Annotated in this window: 21 protein-coding genes; 20 read left to right on the plus strand and 1 reads right to left on the minus strand. The window is 49.9% G+C overall.

The window, feature by feature from the left end; all coding sequences use genetic code 11:
* Positions 1–133 precede the first annotated feature (133 nt).
* The 19 genes from JFN88_RS09440 (at position 134) to JFN88_RS09530 (ending at position 17466) form a co-directional block, all read left to right on the plus strand.
* Positions 134–415, plus strand: a complete 282-nt coding sequence (locus tag JFN88_RS09440; protein ID WP_028563293.1) for a CopG family ribbon-helix-helix protein — start codon at positions 134–136, stop codon at positions 413–415.
* 3 nt (positions 416–418) lie between these two features.
* Entirely contained in the window at positions 419–769 is a 351-nt protein-coding gene (locus JFN88_RS09445) for a type II toxin-antitoxin system PemK/MazF family toxin (RefSeq protein ID WP_020618872.1), read from the plus strand.
* Positions 770–1613: 844 nt separating this feature from the next.
* Positions 1614–2342: an SAF domain-containing protein gene (locus tag JFN88_RS09450; protein WP_199019079.1), complete on the plus strand. Its 729-nt coding sequence runs from the start codon at positions 1614–1616 to the stop codon at positions 2340–2342.
* Entirely contained in the window at positions 2339–3184 is an 846-nt protein-coding gene (locus tag JFN88_RS09455) for a CpaE/TadZ family protein (RefSeq protein ID WP_199019080.1), read from the plus strand. The genes JFN88_RS09450 and JFN88_RS09455 overlap by 4 nt, the downstream gene beginning before the upstream one ends.
* Complete coding sequence (locus JFN88_RS09460; protein ID WP_199019081.1) at positions 3181–4578, plus strand: CpaF/VirB11 family protein; 1398 nt, start codon at positions 3181–3183, stop codon at positions 4576–4578. The genes JFN88_RS09455 and JFN88_RS09460 overlap by 4 nt, the downstream gene beginning before the upstream one ends.
* Positions 4578–5516 carry a type II secretion system F family protein gene (locus JFN88_RS09465; protein WP_199019082.1) on the plus strand — a complete coding sequence of 313 codons (939 nt, stop codon included), beginning with the start codon at positions 4578–4580 and terminating at the stop codon, positions 5514–5516. Before JFN88_RS09460 ends, JFN88_RS09465 begins: the two co-directional genes overlap by 1 nt.
* Before the next feature lie 18 nt (positions 5517–5534).
* Complete coding sequence (locus tag JFN88_RS09470; RefSeq protein WP_233167646.1) at positions 5535–6401, plus strand: hypothetical protein; 867 nt, start codon at positions 5535–5537, stop codon at positions 6399–6401.
* Positions 6402–6465: 64 nt separating this feature from the next.
* Entirely contained in the window at positions 6466–6618 is a 153-nt protein-coding gene (locus tag JFN88_RS09475; RefSeq protein ID WP_199019083.1) for a hypothetical protein, read from the plus strand.
* Between the two features lie 29 nt (positions 6619–6647).
* Complete coding sequence (locus JFN88_RS09480; RefSeq protein WP_199019084.1) at positions 6648–6794, plus strand: hypothetical protein; 147 nt, start codon at positions 6648–6650, stop codon at positions 6792–6794.
* Complete coding sequence (locus tag JFN88_RS09485; RefSeq protein WP_199019085.1) at positions 6791–7216, plus strand: hypothetical protein; 426 nt, start codon at positions 6791–6793, stop codon at positions 7214–7216. The genes JFN88_RS09480 and JFN88_RS09485 overlap by 4 nt, the downstream gene beginning before the upstream one ends.
* A 20-nt stretch (positions 7217–7236) precedes the next feature.
* Positions 7237–7722: a hypothetical protein gene (locus JFN88_RS09490; protein WP_199019086.1), complete on the plus strand. Its 486-nt coding sequence runs from the start codon at positions 7237–7239 to the stop codon at positions 7720–7722.
* 62 nt (positions 7723–7784) lie between these two features.
* On the plus strand, positions 7785–9017 hold the full coding sequence (locus JFN88_RS09495) for a M24 family metallopeptidase (RefSeq protein ID WP_199019087.1): 1233 nt from the start codon (positions 7785–7787) through the stop codon (positions 9015–9017).
* Positions 9018–9200: 183 nt separating this feature from the next.
* Positions 9201–9581 (plus strand): ATPase, encoded by a 381-nt coding sequence (locus JFN88_RS09500; protein ID WP_199019088.1) that lies wholly within the window; start codon positions 9201–9203, stop codon positions 9579–9581.
* A 167-nt stretch (positions 9582–9748) separates the two neighbouring features.
* The gene (gene gatC / locus JFN88_RS09505; protein ID WP_199019089.1) at positions 9749–10036 is read left to right on the plus strand and encodes an Asp-tRNA(Asn)/Glu-tRNA(Gln) amidotransferase subunit GatC; all 288 of its coding nucleotides are present in this window, start codon (positions 9749–9751) and stop codon (positions 10034–10036) included.
* Between the two features lie 31 nt (positions 10037–10067).
* The gene (gene gatA / locus JFN88_RS09510) at positions 10068–11528 is read left to right on the plus strand and encodes an Asp-tRNA(Asn)/Glu-tRNA(Gln) amidotransferase subunit GatA (protein ID WP_199019090.1); all 1461 of its coding nucleotides are present in this window, start codon (positions 10068–10070) and stop codon (positions 11526–11528) included.
* Between the two features lie 44 nt (positions 11529–11572).
* Positions 11573–13015: an Asp-tRNA(Asn)/Glu-tRNA(Gln) amidotransferase subunit GatB gene (gatB, locus tag JFN88_RS09515; protein ID WP_199019091.1), complete on the plus strand. Its 1443-nt coding sequence runs from the start codon at positions 11573–11575 to the stop codon at positions 13013–13015.
* Between the two features lie 225 nt (positions 13016–13240).
* Complete coding sequence (locus tag JFN88_RS09520; RefSeq protein WP_199019092.1) at positions 13241–15058, plus strand: DUF4097 family beta strand repeat-containing protein; 1818 nt, start codon at positions 13241–13243, stop codon at positions 15056–15058.
* Positions 15059–15188: 130 nt separating this feature from the next.
* Entirely contained in the window at positions 15189–15620 is a 432-nt protein-coding gene (gene perR, locus JFN88_RS09525; protein WP_199019093.1) for a peroxide-responsive transcriptional repressor PerR, read from the plus strand.
* Between the two features lie 169 nt (positions 15621–15789).
* Positions 15790–17466 carry a glycosyl hydrolase family 18 protein gene (locus JFN88_RS09530; RefSeq protein WP_332908458.1) on the plus strand — a complete coding sequence of 559 codons (1677 nt, stop codon included), beginning with the start codon at positions 15790–15792 and terminating at the stop codon, positions 17464–17466.
* A 77-nt stretch (positions 17467–17543) separates the two neighbouring features.
* On the opposite strand, the gene JFN88_RS09535 is transcribed toward JFN88_RS09530, so the two are convergent.
* Positions 17544–17906: a YgzB family protein gene (locus JFN88_RS09535; protein ID WP_199019094.1), complete on the minus strand. Its 363-nt coding sequence runs from the start codon at positions 17904–17906 to the stop codon at positions 17544–17546.
* Positions 17907–18274: 368 nt separating this feature from the next.
* Here JFN88_RS09535 and JFN88_RS09540 point away from each other — a divergent pair, with 368 nt between their 5' ends.
* Positions 18275–18856 carry a hypothetical protein gene (locus JFN88_RS09540; protein WP_233167648.1) on the plus strand — a complete coding sequence of 194 codons (582 nt, stop codon included), beginning with the start codon at positions 18275–18277 and terminating at the stop codon, positions 18854–18856.
* Positions 18857–19184: the final 328 nt, after the last annotated feature.

Raw genomic sequence — 19184 nt, forward strand, 5'->3', positions numbered from 1 at the left:
CGTATCTTTCTTCGGAAGAAGCGGCTGCAATGCCATGGCAGAATGGCAGCGGTTAGCGTTAGGTGTATAATTAGGTTCATTTAGCGAAATACTGGGAATAGGTTTTTCGGAAATGTTTTGGAGGTGCGAGTTGGTGGCCAATATGCAGAACACCAAAAGAATCATGATTAGCTTGCCGGATCACTTGCTTCAGGAAGTGGACGGAATTGTGGCAAGAGAGAATTCGAATCGAAGCGAGTTTATCCGGCAGGCCATGAGGCTGTATTTGATTGAACGGAAAAAGCGGCAAATCAGGGAATCGATGCAGCGGGGTTATCTGGAAATGGCGAAAATCAACTTGAACATGGCGTCGGAAGCCTTTCAAGCGGAGGAAGATGCCGACAGCACGCTCGGCCGTCTTGTAAGCGGGGTGTAGAGCTTGATCGTAAAACGAGGCGATGTGTTTTTTGCTGATTTGTCTCCGGTGGTCGGTTCTGAACAGGGTGGAGTGCGCCCAGTTCTAGTCATTCAAAATGATATCGGCAACCGGTTCAGTCCCACTGTAATTGTAGCGGCGATTACGGCACAAATTCAAAAGGCCAAACTTCCGACTCATGTCGAGATTGATGCGGCAACTCATGAATTTGACCGTGATTCGGTCATCTTGCTGGAACAGATCAGGACGATTGATAAACAGAGATTAACGGATAAAATTACGCATCTGGATGATGAGACGATGCGCAAAGTTGACGAAGCGCTGCAAATCAGCGTGGGGCTTATCGATTTTTAAATCGTTGCCTCCCAGCAACCAGCAAAAGTCAGACACCCGTTATATGACGCATGAAGCTTCATGTCAAATGAGGCCGCAGTATTCACGACAATTCCGTGGATGCCGCGGCCTTTTGTTTTGATCTGCGCTTTGGCCCGCTGTCGTTTGGAGGTTTCCGCTTTCTAACCTGGAAGCATCACGACAAAGTAATTCCTTGCTTTATGTCCGCAACAACTTCATAATTTATAGAGACCATGATGAAGTTCTCATTTCCTACTCAGGCAATTGCCTCAATCGAGGGCGTCTTTCATTGACTGGCTACAGACTTCATTCATGGCGGACTGAAATATCGCGAGCAGAACGAGCAGCCTTTGGGTTCGGAACAAGGAGGGGTGTGCAAATGGATGTACCTGCAGGTGTGTGGGTTGCTGCCGGCATTATTACGGTATTTATAATATGGGTGACGATATGGGCCACGAACAAGGCGTACTCGAAAAAGTGGGAGGATGCTGACGAATAATGCAATCCAACGGAGCCGGTAACACTCTGTTGCTATTTAAGTAACGCTCTGTGCTATCTCTGTATCGGCTTTATCTATGCAGAACCTTGCTCGATTGATGATGAGAAGCCCTTCATGCAGCTATAGAAGTGCCGAGCTTTTTTGCAGGTTTGCTTGGAAATTACGATTTGGAAATTACTGTAGACAAATGAAATAAAAACTGATATTATAACACCATCTAATTATACTATCGTTTATATAAGCAACCGCTATGCGAAGAACGCAAGCAAGGGTTATGCCCTAGCTGCGTTCTTTTTTGCGTTCCAGGCGTCTAGTGTCGGGTTGGCTTATTGCAAAGGAGGCGTAATGAACCGCAAACGGAATGTGCTCATCGGATTAATTGCGGCGGCGTTGTCAGCCTTGCTCGTCTATGGGATGTATCAGCTGCAGGTGCGGCAAATTGACCTTCAGGAGACGGTAGAGGTGATTGTGCCGAGCAGGTTTATTGCAACAGGAGAACGGATTACGGGAGACATGCTGTCAGTCAAAAAAATGACCAAGGCATCATACGGGGAGGAGATGATCATCGACCCCGCTCTAGTAATTGGGAGGGAGACAGCAGTGCCGCTTGGTCTCGGCGAGCCGGTTTTGGGCTGGAAGATCAGCCCTTACAGGTTATTGCCAGCCAGGGATCAGGCTACCTTTCAGATTCCAAAAGGATATATCCTGTCTGTATCCAACGGCATCCGTGCCGGGGACCGGGTCATTGTGTACCTGTCCGGACAGGAGCAAGGCTCGCTGCGTCTGTTCAGGGAACTGGTCACCGTCGCTTCGGTCAAGAATTCTGGCAATCAGGAAGTCGATGACCTGAACAAATCCAATATGATGTCTATGGCTAACGGCAATGTGGAAGGGATGTATGCTTCCCGCCGCGATGCCAATGCAATGATCGATTATATCAATTTGAATTTGACAGAGGAACAGTGGCTGGAAATTGACAGGCTGTGCAATTCGGGAGACGCCAAGCTGGTCATCGCTTTTAGTCCTCTATCGCTTGAACTGACGGATATGAAGGGGAAGGAGGCGGTGCAATGACGGTTCCTGCACAGCCATTGATCAGTTTTATCGGGACCACCCCCAATATCGGGACTACATCTGCTGCCTTTGCAACAGCGTACCGCTTGGCGGAAATCAATGAAGGACGGGTGCTCTTTCTGGATTTGAATTTGAAGAGCGCCAAGCTTCACCGCTACCTTGGCGTGGACCGGCCTGGGATGACGCTGGATCATTTGCGTCCAGAACTGCTATCAGGTTCGATGAACGCCGGCAAGCTGGCAGGTGCAGCCTACCAAGTGCCGACTTGTCCGCAGCTTCATGTCCTGTTCGGCAATATGTTCAGAGATCAGGCGGAATACTTCACTCCCGGCGATATTGACCGACTTCTGGAAGCGGCGCAGCAAGCCTACCCTGTTGTGGTGGCGGATGTGAGCGCATATTGGGATAACGCCGCGACAATTACTGTCATGCGCAGGGCGGCGCTCCGAATACTCGCGACAACTGCTGCGCTTTCCAGTTTTCAAGAGGACGCGCAGCGCTGGATTGGGCAGGTATCTCCCCTATTTGGAGTTCCATCAACTGAATACAGAGGCATTATTATTTCTCCCCCTTGGAGAAACGGAGGATTTCCAGTGAGAGACATTCGTAGAGAAATCGGCATCCCCTTGGCGGGGCAATTCAAACTAACGGAATCCATGTTGATGCAACTGGACAGCGGCAGAATGGAGGAGTGGTTGAAATCAGACAAGCAGGGCAGTCAGGCGATGCAGCCGACAGCCGAGATGATTGCTCGCGAGCTTTTGCTTCCAAGACGTATGGACAAGCAAAAGCAGCCGTGGTTCCGGAAGCTGGCAGCGATTCGTAATGGAGCCGGCTCATGAACGAACGCTCAACAGAGAGTCGGTTTTCCCCATCGGAGTATGCGGCCCGGCTCGGGCTGGAGCAGATAAAATCAGAACGTGGACCGGCTACAACCGATCATCGGCCGGAACAGGAGTTCAGCAAGCTCGCCGAAGATATCCGCAGCTATCTTGCAGCGCCGCGCGGAAGCACGGAGGAGGAGCGACGACAGCATAATGAACGGTTAAATAGAGCCGTGCTCGGGTTCCGTCAGGAACGGGAAGAAGTATTGGCGATGATTACTGATCGCCTGATTCGGCATCGCGTCCATCAAATTGCCGGTTACAATCACCCTTACCCTACTCTTGCCGAAGCATTATTTGCTGAAGTGATTGGCCTGAATGTGCTGGAATTGGTACTGCTGCACAAGGAAGGACTGGAGGAAATTCAGGTCGTCGGCACGCAAATATTCGAGGTCAAGGGCGGCCACGCTGCGCCTTCTTCATATTCATTTGACAACGTGCATGATGTGGAGCGCATTCAGCAAAATCTGGTGCTTTACAATAATGACCGTATTAATCCGCGTAAACGTTGGGCGGAAGTGATGCTCTCTGACGGTTCGCGGGTGACCATGACCGGCTTTGGGTTTACCTCGGAGCCGACGCTGACCTTGCGCTTTTATACAGTACGGCATTTTGATTTGCGGGCATTATGCAGTCCTGAGGTGCAGACGATGAATGAACACATGCTGGAGCTGATCCGGCATATCCTGGTTTCCCGCTTCAATGTGGTCATTATCGGTCCGACCAATTCCGGCAAGACGCATCTAATCAAATCACTAATTGCCGAGCTCCCGGATGAGGAACGCATTGTTACCATTGAGAATCGTCTGGAAATGAGGCTGCGGCGGGATTTCCCGAATAAAAATATTGTGGAATATGAGACTGATGAGGAAGATGGTCTGCACAATGCGCCACAGGCGTTCAAGCTGGCCCTCCGACAGTCGCCGCAAAGGATTATTCATGCGGAAATCCGGGATGAAGACGCCAATATTTATGTCAGAGCTTGTACACGGGGGCATTCCGGGAGTATGACCACAGTCCACGCGAATACGCTTGAGGATGTGCCTGAGGCGATAACTGATATGTGTATGCTGGATGGCAGGGCGATGAATCCGGAGCGGCTGATGAAGCGGATCACGGAATATGTGACCCAGGTTGGTATAGAGATGCGCCAGGTCGACGGCAAGCGGCGCATTGTCCGAATCGGCGGCCTGTATTGGACTAACGGCCAGACGGAGGTAAAAGAATGGGTTCACTACGATAGGAAGCAAGGGACGTGGGTGTTTCACGAAATTGCCGGGCGGCCAGCTTACGGATCAACATCCAACATCGCTCGGAAAAGCATGGCACAGCTTAAAGAGAGGCTGATTTGATGGGAATTGGTTTTATTCTCGTTATACATGGAACATTGCTTTTCTTTCTGCTATGCGGCGTGCTGTATTTGTTGTTCAACGCCATGGCAGAGTTGGAGAGCAGGCAGGACAGGCTGAATTACAAGCGGAACGGAAGGCTCATCAGTCGGTTTGCGCGCTGGCTTTCCCGATATGAAGCGCCGCACCGTCATCTATCGGACCTGCTGGAATCGATGCGCTGGCCGCTGCAGGCCGGAGGGTTCGTATTGCTTTGCGTGCTGCTATTCGTTGCCGGGATGGTCAGCGGCATTATCCTATTTCACAGTGCAAAGGGAGCTGTTTTGCTCGCCATGCTGCTGGGGGCAACGCCGTATTTATGGCTGCGCATGTCGCTTGTCCAGAGGCAGCTTAAGACGCAACTCGACTTCCTGCCGGCGGTAGAGCTGTTTTACCAGTGCTACCTGATTACAGGGGAGCGTCAAATTCGGAGCGCCCTGCAGCGTACGGTCGAAGAGGAGCGGTTGCTAGGCCCGATTCAGGGCGTTTTTGAGCAACTGTATCGCAATTTGTCCGTACGCGGCGATGATGAGAGCAGTTTGCGAATTTTTTCAGCTTCCCTTGGTCATGTATGGGCGGACTACTACACCCAGATTTTACGTGTTGCGCTCGCGGAGGGCCATCCTGTAGGGGATAATCTCAAAGAATTGATTACCGACATGCGTAAGGCAAGGCGTGCCAATCAGCAGGAACGGAACAGGTTGCTGGAAATTCGGATTGCTAATTTTACCCCAATTTTGTTCCTGGCACTGTTTATCGGCATTAACCTGCATTATAACCCGGATCAGGCTTATTACTATTATGTGCTGGACCCTCAGGGGCGGGATATGTTGCTAAATGCGGCCGCACTCATATTTATTTCTTTTGTTATGGGTCTCTACCTGTCCCGCAAAAAAATGTAAAGGAAGGAAGTTGCGCCTTTGGTTACCGGACAATATATGTTGTGGGCTGCGCTTGCCGGGCAGTATGTGCTGGGTTTTATTGCTGCCTTTGCATTGCTAAGAGTCTTTGTTACGCGAAGACCGAGGTGGCTGCATCTTTCCTCCGGCCGGTCGGGGCAGCAAGCTCGCGTTCCAGAGTCTCTTTTGCGCTGGCTGGGGTTAGGAAGGGATAGCAAAGCCTTCAAGGAGAGAGAAGGATTGCTGGCCGGAATCGGCTATGTGGGAGATCCCGCATTCTATCTGTTGTTTAGACAGCTACTGCTCGTGCTGCTGCCCGCCGCTGCGGCAGTCGGATACAAGCTGGGCTTGCAGCCTTTATGGTACGCCGGTGCTTTTGCCAGCGCTGCGCTCCTAATGTTTGACAAGCCTTGGCTGCAGAGTATGAAAGGTTGGCGGACAGGGCGGATGACGAAGGAGATTTATACGATCAGCAATCAACTGCTCTACTTGTCAGGCTCATCCTTGAACATCCATACGAAGCTGATGCGTTGCCTGCCATATGCCCGTGTCCTCCGCAGCGACCTTCAGCGGTTGTTGGGCGAATGGTATCATGACGCGGAAGGAGCGCTGACACGGTTCAAGCTGCGTATTGGAACAGAAGAAGGACTCAGCTTTGTCGAGACCATCAACTCCCTCCGTCTGCATGAGAGCGGGGAATACTACCGCCTGCTGAGAGAACGAATTCAGGATTATAAGGAGAAGCTGGATCTTGCCAAGGAAAGCCGCAAAGAGTCGGCCTCCTACCTGCTGTTTGTGCTTGCAGGCGTGCCTATCCTCTATATGTTTCAAATTTTTATTTATCCTTGGGTTCAGGAAACGCAAAAGCTGTTCCAATCCCTCAATTAATAAATCATTTCAGATAATAAATCATTTCAGAATTACGCAATTGGTGAAAGGAGGTGAGCTTCTAATGAGAAATATCTTGATGACCGTGATGTTGCTTGTAGTCGTAGTAGTTCTGTTCAATGGCATCATTACACAGAGCAATACGGGAACACAGGCGCAAATTCAAAAGCAGGGCACAGATGCCAATGCGAAAATTGGTTCGCTTGCTCCGCAGTAATCCGCAGCATGAGAGGAGGCTTGCCTGGCATGCGGAGTATTCTAATCAGTGTGCTGCTGATTGCTGCTATCATTGTCATTTATACGGATTCGTTCAGGGGAGACGGGGGAGCAGAGCAATTGATTAACGGGAGCGGATCGAGGATGAGCCGGATGATTGAGGGGATTGATCCGTGAAGTCATTGCTTGTATTTGTGCTGCTGGCTGCAACAATGTGCTGGTTCATGTTCTCCCCTATTTATAAGCATGTATTTATTGTGCGGCAGGCTGTGCTGCAGAAGGAAGTCGATTACTTGCTGGAGGTCGGGGCCAGCGGCGAGTATGGCTATATCAGCAGTGCCATGGTGGAGCAATCCAGGTCCCGGCTGGAGGCATTGGGACTCGATCCAGATGCGGTTATTTATGAGATTTCCTCTACAAGCGGCCTGCCTGCCGATCATTCTGCAGCTCCGTTGCGTCGAGGTACCGGGTTGATCTTGACCATCCGCTATCCATATGAGCGCTTATTGGAAATTGACCGTTTGATCGGGTTGACGCCACCCTCCCCCGACACGCTTATGAGCGCGAGAGGTATGAAAATGAGCGAGTTTATCAGATAGGAAGGGAGACTTTTTGCCGGATGTACAAGCTGCTGCTAATTCCCTTATTGATGGTGGTCTGGATGATGCTGCATGTGCTTCAGCTGGATGAAGAGATGGCGATCCAGACCTTGTTTCAGGGTAAGCATGCGGTTAATCGGGCGGCTCATGCGGCAGCGCAACAGCTTGATCAGGCAGAGCTTGCTTCGGGGAGACTGGTCATTGACCGGGAAGCTGCGCGAGAGAAAGCGATGCAATACTTAAGCTATAATTTGCTACTGGACAGCGAGAGTCAGCCGATAGAGGGATCGCTTCTCAAGGAAAAGCCGGAAATTATGGTCTTTGATATCATTGACGGGGATCATTCCTTCCCCTACAGGTACAGCGCGCCTGACTATCAGTTTGAGGTCACGTTGCAAGGACCGGGCGTAATCATCATTGCTCAGTTGAAATACCCTCGCGCGTTCACGGTACTTGATCCGATTGAGTGGAATATCAAGGGGGTGGCGGAGCTGTTGGCAAGTTGACGCGACTGGATAAAATTGCTGTAATGGAGGGAGGGAACTTAAGGAACAGGAGTGAAGAGAGAATGAAGCTCGATTGGCAGGCTGACAGCAGGGGTGAACGCACGGGCCGTATCGGCAAATTGCAAAATGCCATGCGCAAGGCGGGACTGGACGCGTTCCTCGCAACTCAGAATGTGGATTTATATTATTTGACTGGCTCTATGCAGACAGGCTACATGCTGATACCGGCAGAGGGAGAACCAACCTACTACGTGCGGAGAAGTGTTGCCAGGGCGATCAGTGAATCATCCTTCCGGGCAGTACCGCTCGGCTCGTTTCGCAATTTTGCCGGGACACTGGCTGCTGACTACCCGAAGCTCTTTGGCGGCATTGGTCCGGTGAGGATCGGAACAGAGTTGGACGTGTTGCCGACCCAAGTCTACCTGAAGCTATCCGAAATGTTGAATGCAAGCAGCACTAAGGTTGAACTGGTAGACGGCTCAGGTCTGATCCGTCGAATCAGAATGGTGAAATCTCCATATGAACTTGGCAGAATTTCCGCCGCGGCTGAGGTCGTCGATGGAGCGTTGACGGCTGCCCTGCCGTATCTGCGGGAAGGGATGACCGAACTGGAATGGATGGCCCGTCTGGAGCACGAACTGCGGGTACGCGGCCATATTGGGCTGATGCGGATGCGCGGATACAATCAGGAAGTGATTACGGGAATGGTAGGTTCGGGTGCGGCTGCGGCAGAGTCTTCCTACTTTGACGGTCCGGCAGGGGGCAGAGGACTTGGTCCTTCAGCTCCCCAAAGTGTAAGCCGCAAGACATTTGCGCGCAACGAGCCGATATTAATTGATATTGGCTGCTGTATGGACGGCTATGTAATAGATCAGACCCGAACCGCGGTTATCGGTGATTTGCCTGCAGACCTGCTTAGAGCCTATGAGGTATCTGTACATATCATCCGAGCGGTTGAGAACTCCTTGAAACCAGGTACACCAGCAGATGCCTTGTATGCGGAAGCGTTGAAGATGGCTGCCGATGCCGGATTATCCGAGCATTTTATGGGTTATGGCGAAGACCGGGTGAAATTTCTTGGTCACGGCATTGGCCTTGAGATTGATGAATGGCCCGTTCTGGCCAAGGGATTCGCCAATCCGCTGGAGGCGGGGATGGTACTGGCAGTAGAGCCGAAATTCACCTTTCCGGGCAGAGGGGTGGTCGGCATAGAGAACACCTATATAATCACCGAAGGAGGACCGCTTGCGCTTACACGTTCCAAGGAAGAGTTGATTATACTACCGATTCAGTAGCTGCCGCGAGCGTAGACGGTTTCGCTGTTAATGATCCATAACTAGTAGTTGCCAGTTAGTGATCAAGCCGTTTGCGGTTGTTACCGGAACACGGACAGGGATTCTACTATTGGACACCGCTATCTTTTTTTAGTAGGATAGATACAAGAATCTACGAACTGCTAAGATAGGGGGCGGATGGCGATGTGGAAGTTAGGCCAGAAAGTCATCGTTGTCGACGATAAATTTGAACAGAATCTCCCCGTTGGGGAGTACGGGTATATAATCGCGTATGACCGGAATCCCGATAATGCGTTTGATTACGTGGTGCGGATTCCGAAGGTGAACAAGAACTTTTTCGTTCCCGGTTCTGATCTTGAGCTGGAGGAATTGCTCGTCCAGGAAGAGATTGACCGGATCGAGCGGGAAGCACTGATTGATTTTGCTCTTGCGACTCATAATGAAGCGTTATTCAAGCGAATTATGAATGGGGATGCTAATGAAGAGGAAGTGGCGGAGGGACATGCAACGATTACCAAGCCTGAAGATTTTGTCAGACAAATTAATCTGAAGGCCTGGATTTAACTGTACTTGCCAAGAACCGCACAGCCGTTAACATAGTGCCCGCTCTATCCAGAATGTTCTGAATGGAGCGGGCACTGCTGTTTATAGCGGAGTTTATTGAGTTGGAGCCTTCTCTAGGCTATAATGGGAACATTGAGTATAGGGCTTGCAAAGGAGGAACACGATTCATGAGCATAACGATTAAGGATGTTGAGCATGTTGCTGCACTGGCCCGTTTGGAGCTGTCAGAGGAAGAAAAAGAGCAATTCACCGACCAGTTGAATGCCATTTTGAAATATGCGGAGAAGCTGGGAGAGCTGGATACAAACAATGTAGAGCCGACCAGCCATGTCCAGCCGATTACTAATGTGATGCGCGAGGATGTGCCGCGTCCGTCCGTCGGCGTAGAGAAAGCAATGCGCAATGCGCCGGATGAAGAGGATGGACAATTCCGAGTTCCGGCAGTATTGGAATAGATTCGACAGATATTGAAGGGAGGAATCACTGTTGGCATCAACGTTTGATTTGCGCCTGCAGGATTTACATAGCAAGCTTAACGGCAAGGAGGTATCTGTTGCGGAGCTTGTTGAAGCGTCTTACAAGAGAATTGCGGATACCGATTTTGAGATCAAGGCATTCCTGACCTTAAATGAAGAGCAGGCTCGCAAAGATGCTGCAGAGCTGGACAACCAGCTTGCAAGTGGCGCGGAGTGCGGTCTGCTGTTTGGCTTGCCTGCCGGAATTAAGGACAATATCGTTACCGAAAATTTGCTGACCACTTGTGCCAGTCAGTTTTTAAGCAATTATAATCCGATTTACAATGCTACTGTGTCGCGCAAGCTGAAAGCGGCGCAATCGGTAACGATCGGGAAGCTGAACATGGACGAGTTTGCAATGGGCGGCTCCAATGAGAACTCCAGCTTCTACCCGACGCGCAACCCATGGCATACCGACTATGTGCCAGGCGGCTCGAGCGGCGGCTCGGCAGCAGCGGTTGCTGCGGGCCAAGTTTATTTCTCCTTGGGATCTGACACAGGCGGCTCCATTCGCCAGCCAGCTTCCTATTGCGGTGTTGTCGGCCTCAAGCCGACCTATGGTCTGGTATCCCGCTTTGGGCTTGTGGCTTTCGCCTCATCGCTCGATCAGATCGGACCGATTACAAAAAATGTCGAGGATTCTGCTTATGTCCTGCAAGCAATCGCAGGCTATGATGAGTTGGATTCGACTTCAGCCAAGGTCGAGATTCCGGATTACTCGAGCTCTCTTACCGGCGATGTGAAAGGCCTGCGAATCGGTGTGCCGAAGGAATATCTCGGACAAGGCATCGATCCGAAGGTCAAGGAGTCCGTCCTGGCAGCATTGAAAGTATACGAATCGCTGGGCGCAACCTGGGAGGAAGTATCCCTGCCGCATACGGAATATGCGATTGCAACCTATTACCTCTTGGCTTCTTCGGAAGCCTCGTCAAACCTGGCGCGTTTTGACGGTGTTCGCTACGGCGTGCGGGCGGACAACCCTGACAGCCTCATTGACTTGTACCGCAAATCACGCAGTCAGGGATTCGGACCGGAAGTCAAGCGCCGTATCATGCTGGGAACCTATGCGCTTAGTTCCGGCTACTATGACGCCTATTATTTGAAGGCGCAGAAGGTTCGGACGCTGATCAAACAGGACTTTGATGAAGTGTTCAAGCAATTTGATGTCATTATCGGACCAACTGCGCCGACAACTGCGTTCAAAATCGGCGAGCAGGTCGGTGATCCGCTAACGATGTATTTGAATGATATTTGCACGATTCCGGTCAATCTTGCAGGCGTGCCGGCAATCAGTATTCCTTGCGGCTTGGCGGATAATATGCCGGTTGGTCTGCAAATTATCGGCAAGGCGTTCGATGAGGCAACGGTTCTGCGCGTAGCGCATGCCTTCGAGCAAAATACCGAGCATCATAAATTGCGCCCGCAGCTGTAAGTGTTAGCTAGAGTCGGAAACCAAGAAGCAGGAGGAACCAAGCGATGTCACAATCGACCAAATATGAAACGGTAGTGGGTCTTGAGGTGCACGTGGAGCTGCATACCAAGAGCAAAATCTTTTGCGGCTGCAAGGCATCCTTTGGCGCAGCGCCGAATACGCATACCTGCCCGATCTGTCTCGGACATCCGGGCGTATTGCCTGTATTGAACAGACAAGCCGTAGAGTATGCGATGAAGGCGGCAATGGCGCTTAATTGCGAGATTGCTACCGAAAGTAAATTTGACCGGAAAAATTATTTTTACCCGGATTCGCCAAAGGCTTATCAGATTTCACAGTATGACAAGCCGATCGGCGAGAACGGCTGGATTGATATTGAAGTGGACGGCAAGACGAAGCGGATCGGGATTACCCGTCTCCATCTGGAGGAGGATGCAGGCAAACTGACGCATGTTGACGGCGGTTATGCCTCGCTTGTCGATCTGAACCGTGTCGGTACGCCACTGGTGGAAATCGTCTCCGAGCCGGATATTCGTACGCCTGAAGAGGCGAAGGCTTATCTGGAGAAGCTGAAGGCTATCATGCTGTATTGTGAAGTTTCCGACGTGAAGATGGAGGAAGGCTCGCTGCGCTGCGATGCCAATATCAGTATTCGTCCGTGGGGCCAAGAGAAGCTCGGAACCCGTACCGAGCTCAAAAATATGAACTCCTTCCGTGGCGTACAGCGCGGTCTGGAGTATGAAGAATGGCGTCAGGCAGAGGTGCTGGACGGCGGCGGGATTGTAGTACAGGAGACGCGCCGCTGGGACGAGGCCAAGGGCAAGACGATCTCGATGCGGAGCAAGGAAGAAGCGCATGACTATCGCTACTTCCCGGACCCGGATTTGGTGCAGATCTATATTGACGATGAGTGGAAAACCAGAGTTCTCGCCTCCATCCCTGAGTTGCCGGATGCACGTCAGGTGCGCTATGCCAGCGAACTGGGGTTGCCGTCGTATGATGCAGCCGTCATTACTTCCTCCAAGAAGCTGGCGGATTTCTTCGAGGAGAGCCTGAACTATACCAAGGATGCCAAGGCGGTATCCAACTGGATAATGGGCGATTTGCTCGGATATTTGAATGCCAACAGCCTGGAACTGGACGATGTGAAGATTACCGGCCAAGGGCTTGGTGAAATGATCGGTCTGCTGGAGAAGGGCACAATCAGCAGCAAAATTGCCAAAACCGTATTCAAGACAATGCTCGAAACAGGCAAGCTGCCACAGCAGATCGTAGAGGAGCAGGGGCTGGTGCAAATCAGCGATGAAGGTGCCATTTTGGCCATCGTTGAGAAAGTTGTTGCCGCAAATCCGCAATCTGTGGAAGATTTTCGCGCTGGCAAGGACAAGGCGATTGGTTTCCTCGTTGGACAAGTAATGAAGGAATCCAGAGGAAAGGCCAATCCTGCCCTGGCTAATAAGCTGTTGCAGGAATGTCTGAGTCGTTAAGATAGACTTTCGCGACTGCTTTTTCCAAGAAAGTTAACAGCATTTAATTTTCATGATGAAAGGCATTTCCCCAGACGATGGCGGGAATGCCTTTTTAGTTATAAAGGGAGTTTGGCAAGAAATCAGGCTTTAACTGCTGTGAGTCCAAATAATTGCTTTGGATTTTTGTAAATTGTACGTGTTAAAATGATGGAAGCTGCAAGGGACAAAGCGAGTGTGATCAGTATGGAAAAACATCATCCATTATCTTTAGGAAGACGGGCAAGCTCAATTTTGCTTGCATTTTTGATTCCGGGCGGCGGGCATATGCTGTTAGGACGGGTAGCCAAGGGGTTGAATTTGCTTATCCTTAGCGTGCTTGCCGTCATGTTGATGATTTATTACGCGAATACCGCAGGAGACAGCCATCTGTTATTGCTTGTTTTTTTGGGGCTGTTAATTCCGTCTGTTTATTTTTACAGTGTTTACGATGCGCTCCAGCTTCTGGTCAAATCCATAGAGGAGGGTCCAGACAGTCTGTTTACTCCACTCCAGGGGTTTGTATTGGCTCTGGCCGGGGTTGTGTTGCTCGTCTTGCTGCATACGCCGCCATTTGTGGAGAGAAGTTTGGCTCTGGCGGGGGCATACGCGCCAGGCACAGCTCTCATGGCTCTCGGGTTCTGGCTTATTTGGAGACTGACAGCAGGGAGAATACGGCTTGGACGGATTACAGCGGCGCTGTCGTTTTTAACGCTTGGCATTCTGCTTTTCATGGACATCTGGACGGGATTGCATGCTGGGGCCGTTGTGGCCGAGTGGTGGCCTGCCGCTGTTGTTCTGTTGGGGGTAGAGATTACTTTCATCAGCATGTGGATGAGACGAGGGAAGAAACGGCTGTCCACGGATTGGATTGGCTTGTTTGTTGCTATTATCCTCTCTGTATCGATATATGCGGTAACGGAGCTGGCAGAGATTCCATTTCGCTGGCTGGATCAGTGGACGACGAACTATAATGAAATAAGCGGATTTACAGAGGAGAAGGGACACCATTTTGCCGGCAAACCGCTTTATGCGGAGCTCGGGGATACGATTCAACAAATCGATATTGTAAATACAAACGGTAATTTGCGCGTTCTCCCTACTGAAGATACCAAGGTGAAAGTGGAATCGGAGATTTGGATCGATCTCCCGGACCAACAAGCTGCCAAGCAGGCTGCCATAGCAGTCGAGACAGAGATACAAGAAGAGGGAGGCAGGCTTGTTATTGAAGGGAAGGGCGAGCTTTACGGCGAGAATCTTAACCAAATGCCGCGTATTAATTTGATCGTGTATGTTCCCAAGGCTGCTAAGCGGGTGGACAGTCTGGAAAAGACGGCTCCCATGAATGGAAATGTGGGTCTGAATGCCGATGTGAATGAAGATTCATTTCCTGATCAGCCGGATCCCGGCCGCCCGTTGAAAATGAAAGTGCGAATCACGAACGGGACCATGGATATCGACGGCTCTATGCTAACAGAGGGTCTGGATGTCGATGCTGCTTATGGGCAGTTGAAACTGTACGAGGTTGCCGGGGGGGTCACAGCGAAAGTGAAGAGCGGCAGCATTGAGGTTAAGGAGTTGCAAAGCAAAGCGAGACTGGTCATCGAGAGTGGTAATATAGTAGCTGCCGGAATTGCCGGAGATGCAAGCATATCAGCTGTGAACGGCAGCATTACCTTACTGCGGGTAGCAGGCGATGCAGAAGCAGCAACGAAAAACGGCCAGATTCGCATTGCGGAAGCAGGCGGCGCTGTTAAGGCCGACACCTTAAACGGCAGCATCTCGGTAGCCACCTCCACGGTCGGCGGGCCATGGGACATCGATAGCGCAATCGGTGAAATTCGGCTTATTCTCCCGGAGGATGGTGATTACAATGTGCTTGGCGGGGTCACCTTTGGTTCAATCATGACGAGCCTTCCGCTCGATGTCAGCCATAAAAAAGTTACCGGCACAATCGGGAACGGGGACTACAACATCTACATTAACGCCAACAGCAGCATCTATTTGGAGAAATTTGAAAGGTAGAGAAATCGCGCTTTCATTGACAAATGTCAAACCTAACACGTAAAATAGTTCTAATAAATAATAATTATTATTAAATTGTATAAATTGAACGCAAGAGAACTATTTTTGAACCTAGAAAGGCGTGGAAGCTATGGGTGCTAGTGTCCAGCAAGCATTAGAACAATTAAAGATGACTGGCGTCCGCATGACCCCTCAGCGGCACGCTATCTTAACGTATTTGATGGATGCGCTGACTCATCCGACGGCAGATGAGATTTACAAGGCGCTTTCACCGAAATTTCCCAGTATGAGTGTTGCAACTATTTATAATAATTTACGTCTCTTTGTAGAGGCAGGTCTCGTACGCGAATTGACCTATGGTGATGATTCCAGCCGGTTTGATGCCGATTTGTCGGATCACTATCATGCAATATGCAAGGAATGCGGCACAATCGTGGATTTTGATTATCCGCCTCTGCTGGAAGTAGAGCGTGTAGCATCGAAGGAGACGGGATTCGTCGTAGAAGGACACCGTATGGAAATTTATGGACTGTGCCAGACGTGTTCCAGCCGGATTCAATAATTTTTGAAATGATCAAACGCGTACGACAGGAGCAGGTTTAAGCTGCGCCTATTGTGCGCGTTTTTTGAAGTTCGATTAGTCGTTAAAATCATCAAGGGGAGTGATTATTTTGGAGACGATGCGCGCTCATCCACCGCGAAGAAGGAAGGGACGTGGATTCAGGGGGTTTTTGTTCTTATGTTTTTTGGGTGTATTGGCAGGAGGGGCGTATTGGGTATGGGAGAATTATGTTCCCAGCTTCGAACGGATTGTTCCGGTATTCAAAGAGGAATACCCTTTATTCTATAAAGGAGAAGCTTTGGGATATGGGGCGATTGTGGATAAAGACGGAGAGAGTGTGAAGCTTCCGCTTGATGCAGTACAGACAGTGCTAGGCTCCAAGGAGCCTGTCCGCTATGAAGAAGCAAACGACTCCATTATTTTAACAACCGAAAATAAAGTCGTTCATTTCAAGACCGAGGCGCTTACAGCGACGATAAACCAAAAGCCGTTCAAGCTCAGTTTTGCCGCACATAAGAAGGATAATAGCGTCTATCTGCCGATTGAACCGCTTAAGGAGCTGTTCGGACTGCAAATTGATTATACGAAAGATTCGTCCATTGTGACGCTTCATCTGCCGGACGAGCTTATTCAGCGGGCTGTGGTAACGAAGGAGGAAATTTCGGTGCGTTCGGGTCCCGCCATTAAGACGCCGATTATTGAAAGCTTGCAGGCTGGCGCCGAGCTCAGAATTTGGGGAGAAGAGGAAGGCTGGTACAAAGTGCAGAACGCCTCCGGTTATGTTGGTTATGCTGCCAAATCCGGCATATCCTTAACGAGTATCGAGTCGATTCCCAAGCAAGCTGAAGCTCAGCCATTCATCGCATGGAAGTTGTACGGTAAAAAAATCAATATGACCTGGGAGGCCATCTACAACCGCCAGCCTGATCTTGAAAAAATCGGAGAGCTGCAAGGCGTTAATGTCGTTAGTCCGACATGGTTTGAATTGGCTGATGAATCAGGCTTGTTGCGCAGCAAAGCGGATATGGCGTATGTAAATTGGGCGCATGCGAGGGGCATGCAGGTATGGGCGCTTTTCAGCAACAGCTTCAAGCCGGATCTGACGACAATAGCACTGGCCAACTACGAGACGCGTCTGAATATGATTAAGCAATTGCTCTCTTACGCTCAAATTTATAAGCTGCAGGGGATTAATATTGATTTTGAAAATGTGCACACGAAGGACAAGGAGAATCTCGTCCAGTTTGTCAGAGAGATGACCCCTCTTTTGCATGAACAGGGACTGGTGGTATCCATCGACGTCACGCCGAAATCAAACAGTGAAATGTGGTCGGCCTTTCTTGATCGCGAAGCGCTCGGCAAAGTTGTCGATTTCATGATGGTGATGGCCTATGATGAGCACTGGGCTGCGAGTCCTGTAGCGGGCTCGGTTGCTTCGCTGCCATGGGTTGAGCAATCGGTAAAACGGATTTTGGAAGAGGATCAAGTGCCGCCGGAAAAGCTTGTACTCGGAATTCCACTTTATACGCGGGTATGGACAGAGGAGAGCGGGGAAGACGGGAAACGAAAAGTATCTTCCAAAGCAATTGGCATGGAGACAGTAGAGAAGCTGATTGCGGAAAAGCAGCTTAAGCCGGAATTCAAGTCGGAAGTCGGGCAAAATTATATCGAATACACAGAAGGCGGTGCGTTGAAGCGCATCTGGATGGAGGACGAGGTTTCCATTAAGGCGCGGGCGCTGCTTGCCAAAAAGTATGATCTGGCTGGCGTAGCAACCTGGCAGAGAAGCTTTCAAAAACCGCAGATCTGGAACATACTCGATAAGGAATTGCAGAGCAGACCGTAAATTATAATCAAGCATATATAACAACATGCAAGAGCCCCTGGCTTATTAGTCCAGGGGCCCTTTGCTTTAATAGACGATTATACTTTACTTGGCTCCGGTTCACCGGATGGGGAGTGAGTAGCCTGATTTGGATCAAGTGTGAGCTTGGTTTTGCAAAACATGCAGCGGTCCGTCTTGCCGAGCATTTTGGTTGGTCGATCGCATTCCGGGCATTGAAGCAGCACGGCGCTTGTAGACAGCATCCCTGCCCAAAAATAAATAGCCATGCTTCCCATCATGAATATCATGCCGAAGACCATGAAGATTCCGGCAAATATTTTACCGGTTTGTCCCCATAATAAAATTCCTGATGTTCCAAAAATCATGAGCCCCATCCCGATCAGCGTGAGCAATAAGCCCCATAAGCGAAACTCATTAATTTTACTGGATTTGAAAAACATGTTCTTCATCCTTCCCTTGGTTATTAATTCCATCTGAATTGTATACGACATCTTTATAGAAGCTACGAAAGAGAAACAGGCCGACTAGCCGGTTGCATTCCTTTTGTTCAAACAATTGAATTGAATTGGAGTGGCTGATTCTGCTCTGAGCGAAGTGAAATCTTCATGCGGAAGCAGGAAACCGGTACTGATTCGTCGAAAATGGATTTAGACCATAGAACTCAATTATAGCCTAAACGGGCAAGCCGCGCTATAAGCAAGGAAAAACATGAAGTGTGCGTAAAAATGCCTCACAGCATAACGCATGGGTTGATTAGTATAAGGGACAATATACATCTGTATAGGGTCCGGTACGGGGTGAAACTGTGTTGGATTATGACGATGTTTGGAAAATACAGCAGCACGGCGGGACTTTGGCTGGGCAACAGGAGCACAGGCTGCTTTTTGAGTTTATAGGCTTTGTGCGCACTTATTTGCAGGCCAGAGACGATTTGCAGAGTAGAAATCTGCTTGATGCTCACAGTAATGCGCTTGGAGCGTTGCATCATTGGGCCAGAATTGAGCTTATCGAAAAGCAGGTTCAACCCGAGACGAGCGTCTGGCGCCAAATTCGGCGTTATCATCCCGGTATTCATAAGCTGTATGAGGAGCTTACAGGCAATGACGAATCTCTGGAACAGCGGCTGAAGCTGGTTATGCTTGGGTGCGAGTTTTCTCTGATGGATAAGATGAAGTCCTGCAGTTCGCTAATCTTTCAGGTGCTGAAAAGCAGAGAAGAACCTTGGAGCCTGACTGAGCTTCAGGACCATGCTTCTTTGTCTTGGATCGAGACCGATCTTTCCCTGCTCGTTAATAAGCTGCTTGCCAGAGGATATATCCGCGAGGTGGCTGTTATCGGACCGGATGGCTCTTTTAGCAACCTGGAGATGAAGCTGTATTCTGTCGTCTAGCATAGAACGACCGAGGCGCTATAAATTTGGGGATGGCTGCAAAAATCAGACACGACAGGGTATATATATGCTCGAATTGTTGTCTGGCTGGAGTTGCGAAAAAATGATCTTATAATAAATTGTTGTCGAACCTTGACTTTAAAGCGTGGATTGTGATACATTAAATTCCGCCGCTTGAAGGGCAAGCTTTCATCAAGAAATTAACAAAAAAGAATTTCAAAAAAAGCTTGCAATGATGTGGCTGAATGTGATATATTATAAAAGTCGCCGCTGAGACATGGCGGTAACGAAAACGAAGTCATTTGTTCTTTGAAAACTGAACAACGAG

It is taken from the genome of Paenibacillus roseus, assembly GCF_016424485.1.
GTDB lineage: Bacteria > Bacillota > Bacilli > Paenibacillales > Paenibacillaceae > Paenibacillus_D > Paenibacillus_D roseus.

Coding starts and splice junctions, on each gene's coding strand:
- perR (WP_199019093.1), top strand. CDS start 15,189: ATGGGTGCTAGTGTCCAGCAAGCATTAGAACAATTAAAGATGACTGGC.
- JFN88_RS09535 (WP_199019094.1), bottom strand. CDS start 17,906: ATGTTTTTCAAATCCAGTAAAATTAATGAGTTTCGCTTATGGGGCTTA.
- gatB (WP_199019091.1), top strand. CDS start 11,573: ATGTCACAATCGACCAAATATGAAACGGTAGTGGGTCTTGAGGTGCAC.
- JFN88_RS09480 (WP_199019084.1), top strand. CDS start 6,648: ATGCGGAGTATTCTAATCAGTGTGCTGCTGATTGCTGCTATCATTGTC.
- JFN88_RS09465 (WP_199019082.1), top strand. CDS start 4,578: ATGGGAATTGGTTTTATTCTCGTTATACATGGAACATTGCTTTTCTTT.
- JFN88_RS09520 (WP_199019092.1), top strand. CDS start 13,241: ATGGAAAAACATCATCCATTATCTTTAGGAAGACGGGCAAGCTCAATT.
- JFN88_RS09460 (WP_199019081.1), top strand. CDS start 3,181: ATGAACGAACGCTCAACAGAGAGTCGGTTTTCCCCATCGGAGTATGCG.
- JFN88_RS09495 (WP_199019087.1), top strand. CDS start 7,785: ATGAAGCTCGATTGGCAGGCTGACAGCAGGGGTGAACGCACGGGCCGT.
- JFN88_RS09490 (WP_199019086.1), top strand. CDS start 7,237: ATGTACAAGCTGCTGCTAATTCCCTTATTGATGGTGGTCTGGATGATG.
- JFN88_RS09450 (WP_199019079.1), top strand. CDS start 1,614: ATGAACCGCAAACGGAATGTGCTCATCGGATTAATTGCGGCGGCGTTG.
- JFN88_RS09500 (WP_199019088.1), top strand. CDS start 9,201: ATGTGGAAGTTAGGCCAGAAAGTCATCGTTGTCGACGATAAATTTGAA.
- JFN88_RS09475 (WP_199019083.1), top strand. CDS start 6,466: ATGAGAAATATCTTGATGACCGTGATGTTGCTTGTAGTCGTAGTAGTT.
- JFN88_RS09455 (WP_199019080.1), top strand. CDS start 2,339: ATGACGGTTCCTGCACAGCCATTGATCAGTTTTATCGGGACCACCCCC.
- gatC (WP_199019089.1), top strand. CDS start 9,749: ATGAGCATAACGATTAAGGATGTTGAGCATGTTGCTGCACTGGCCCGT.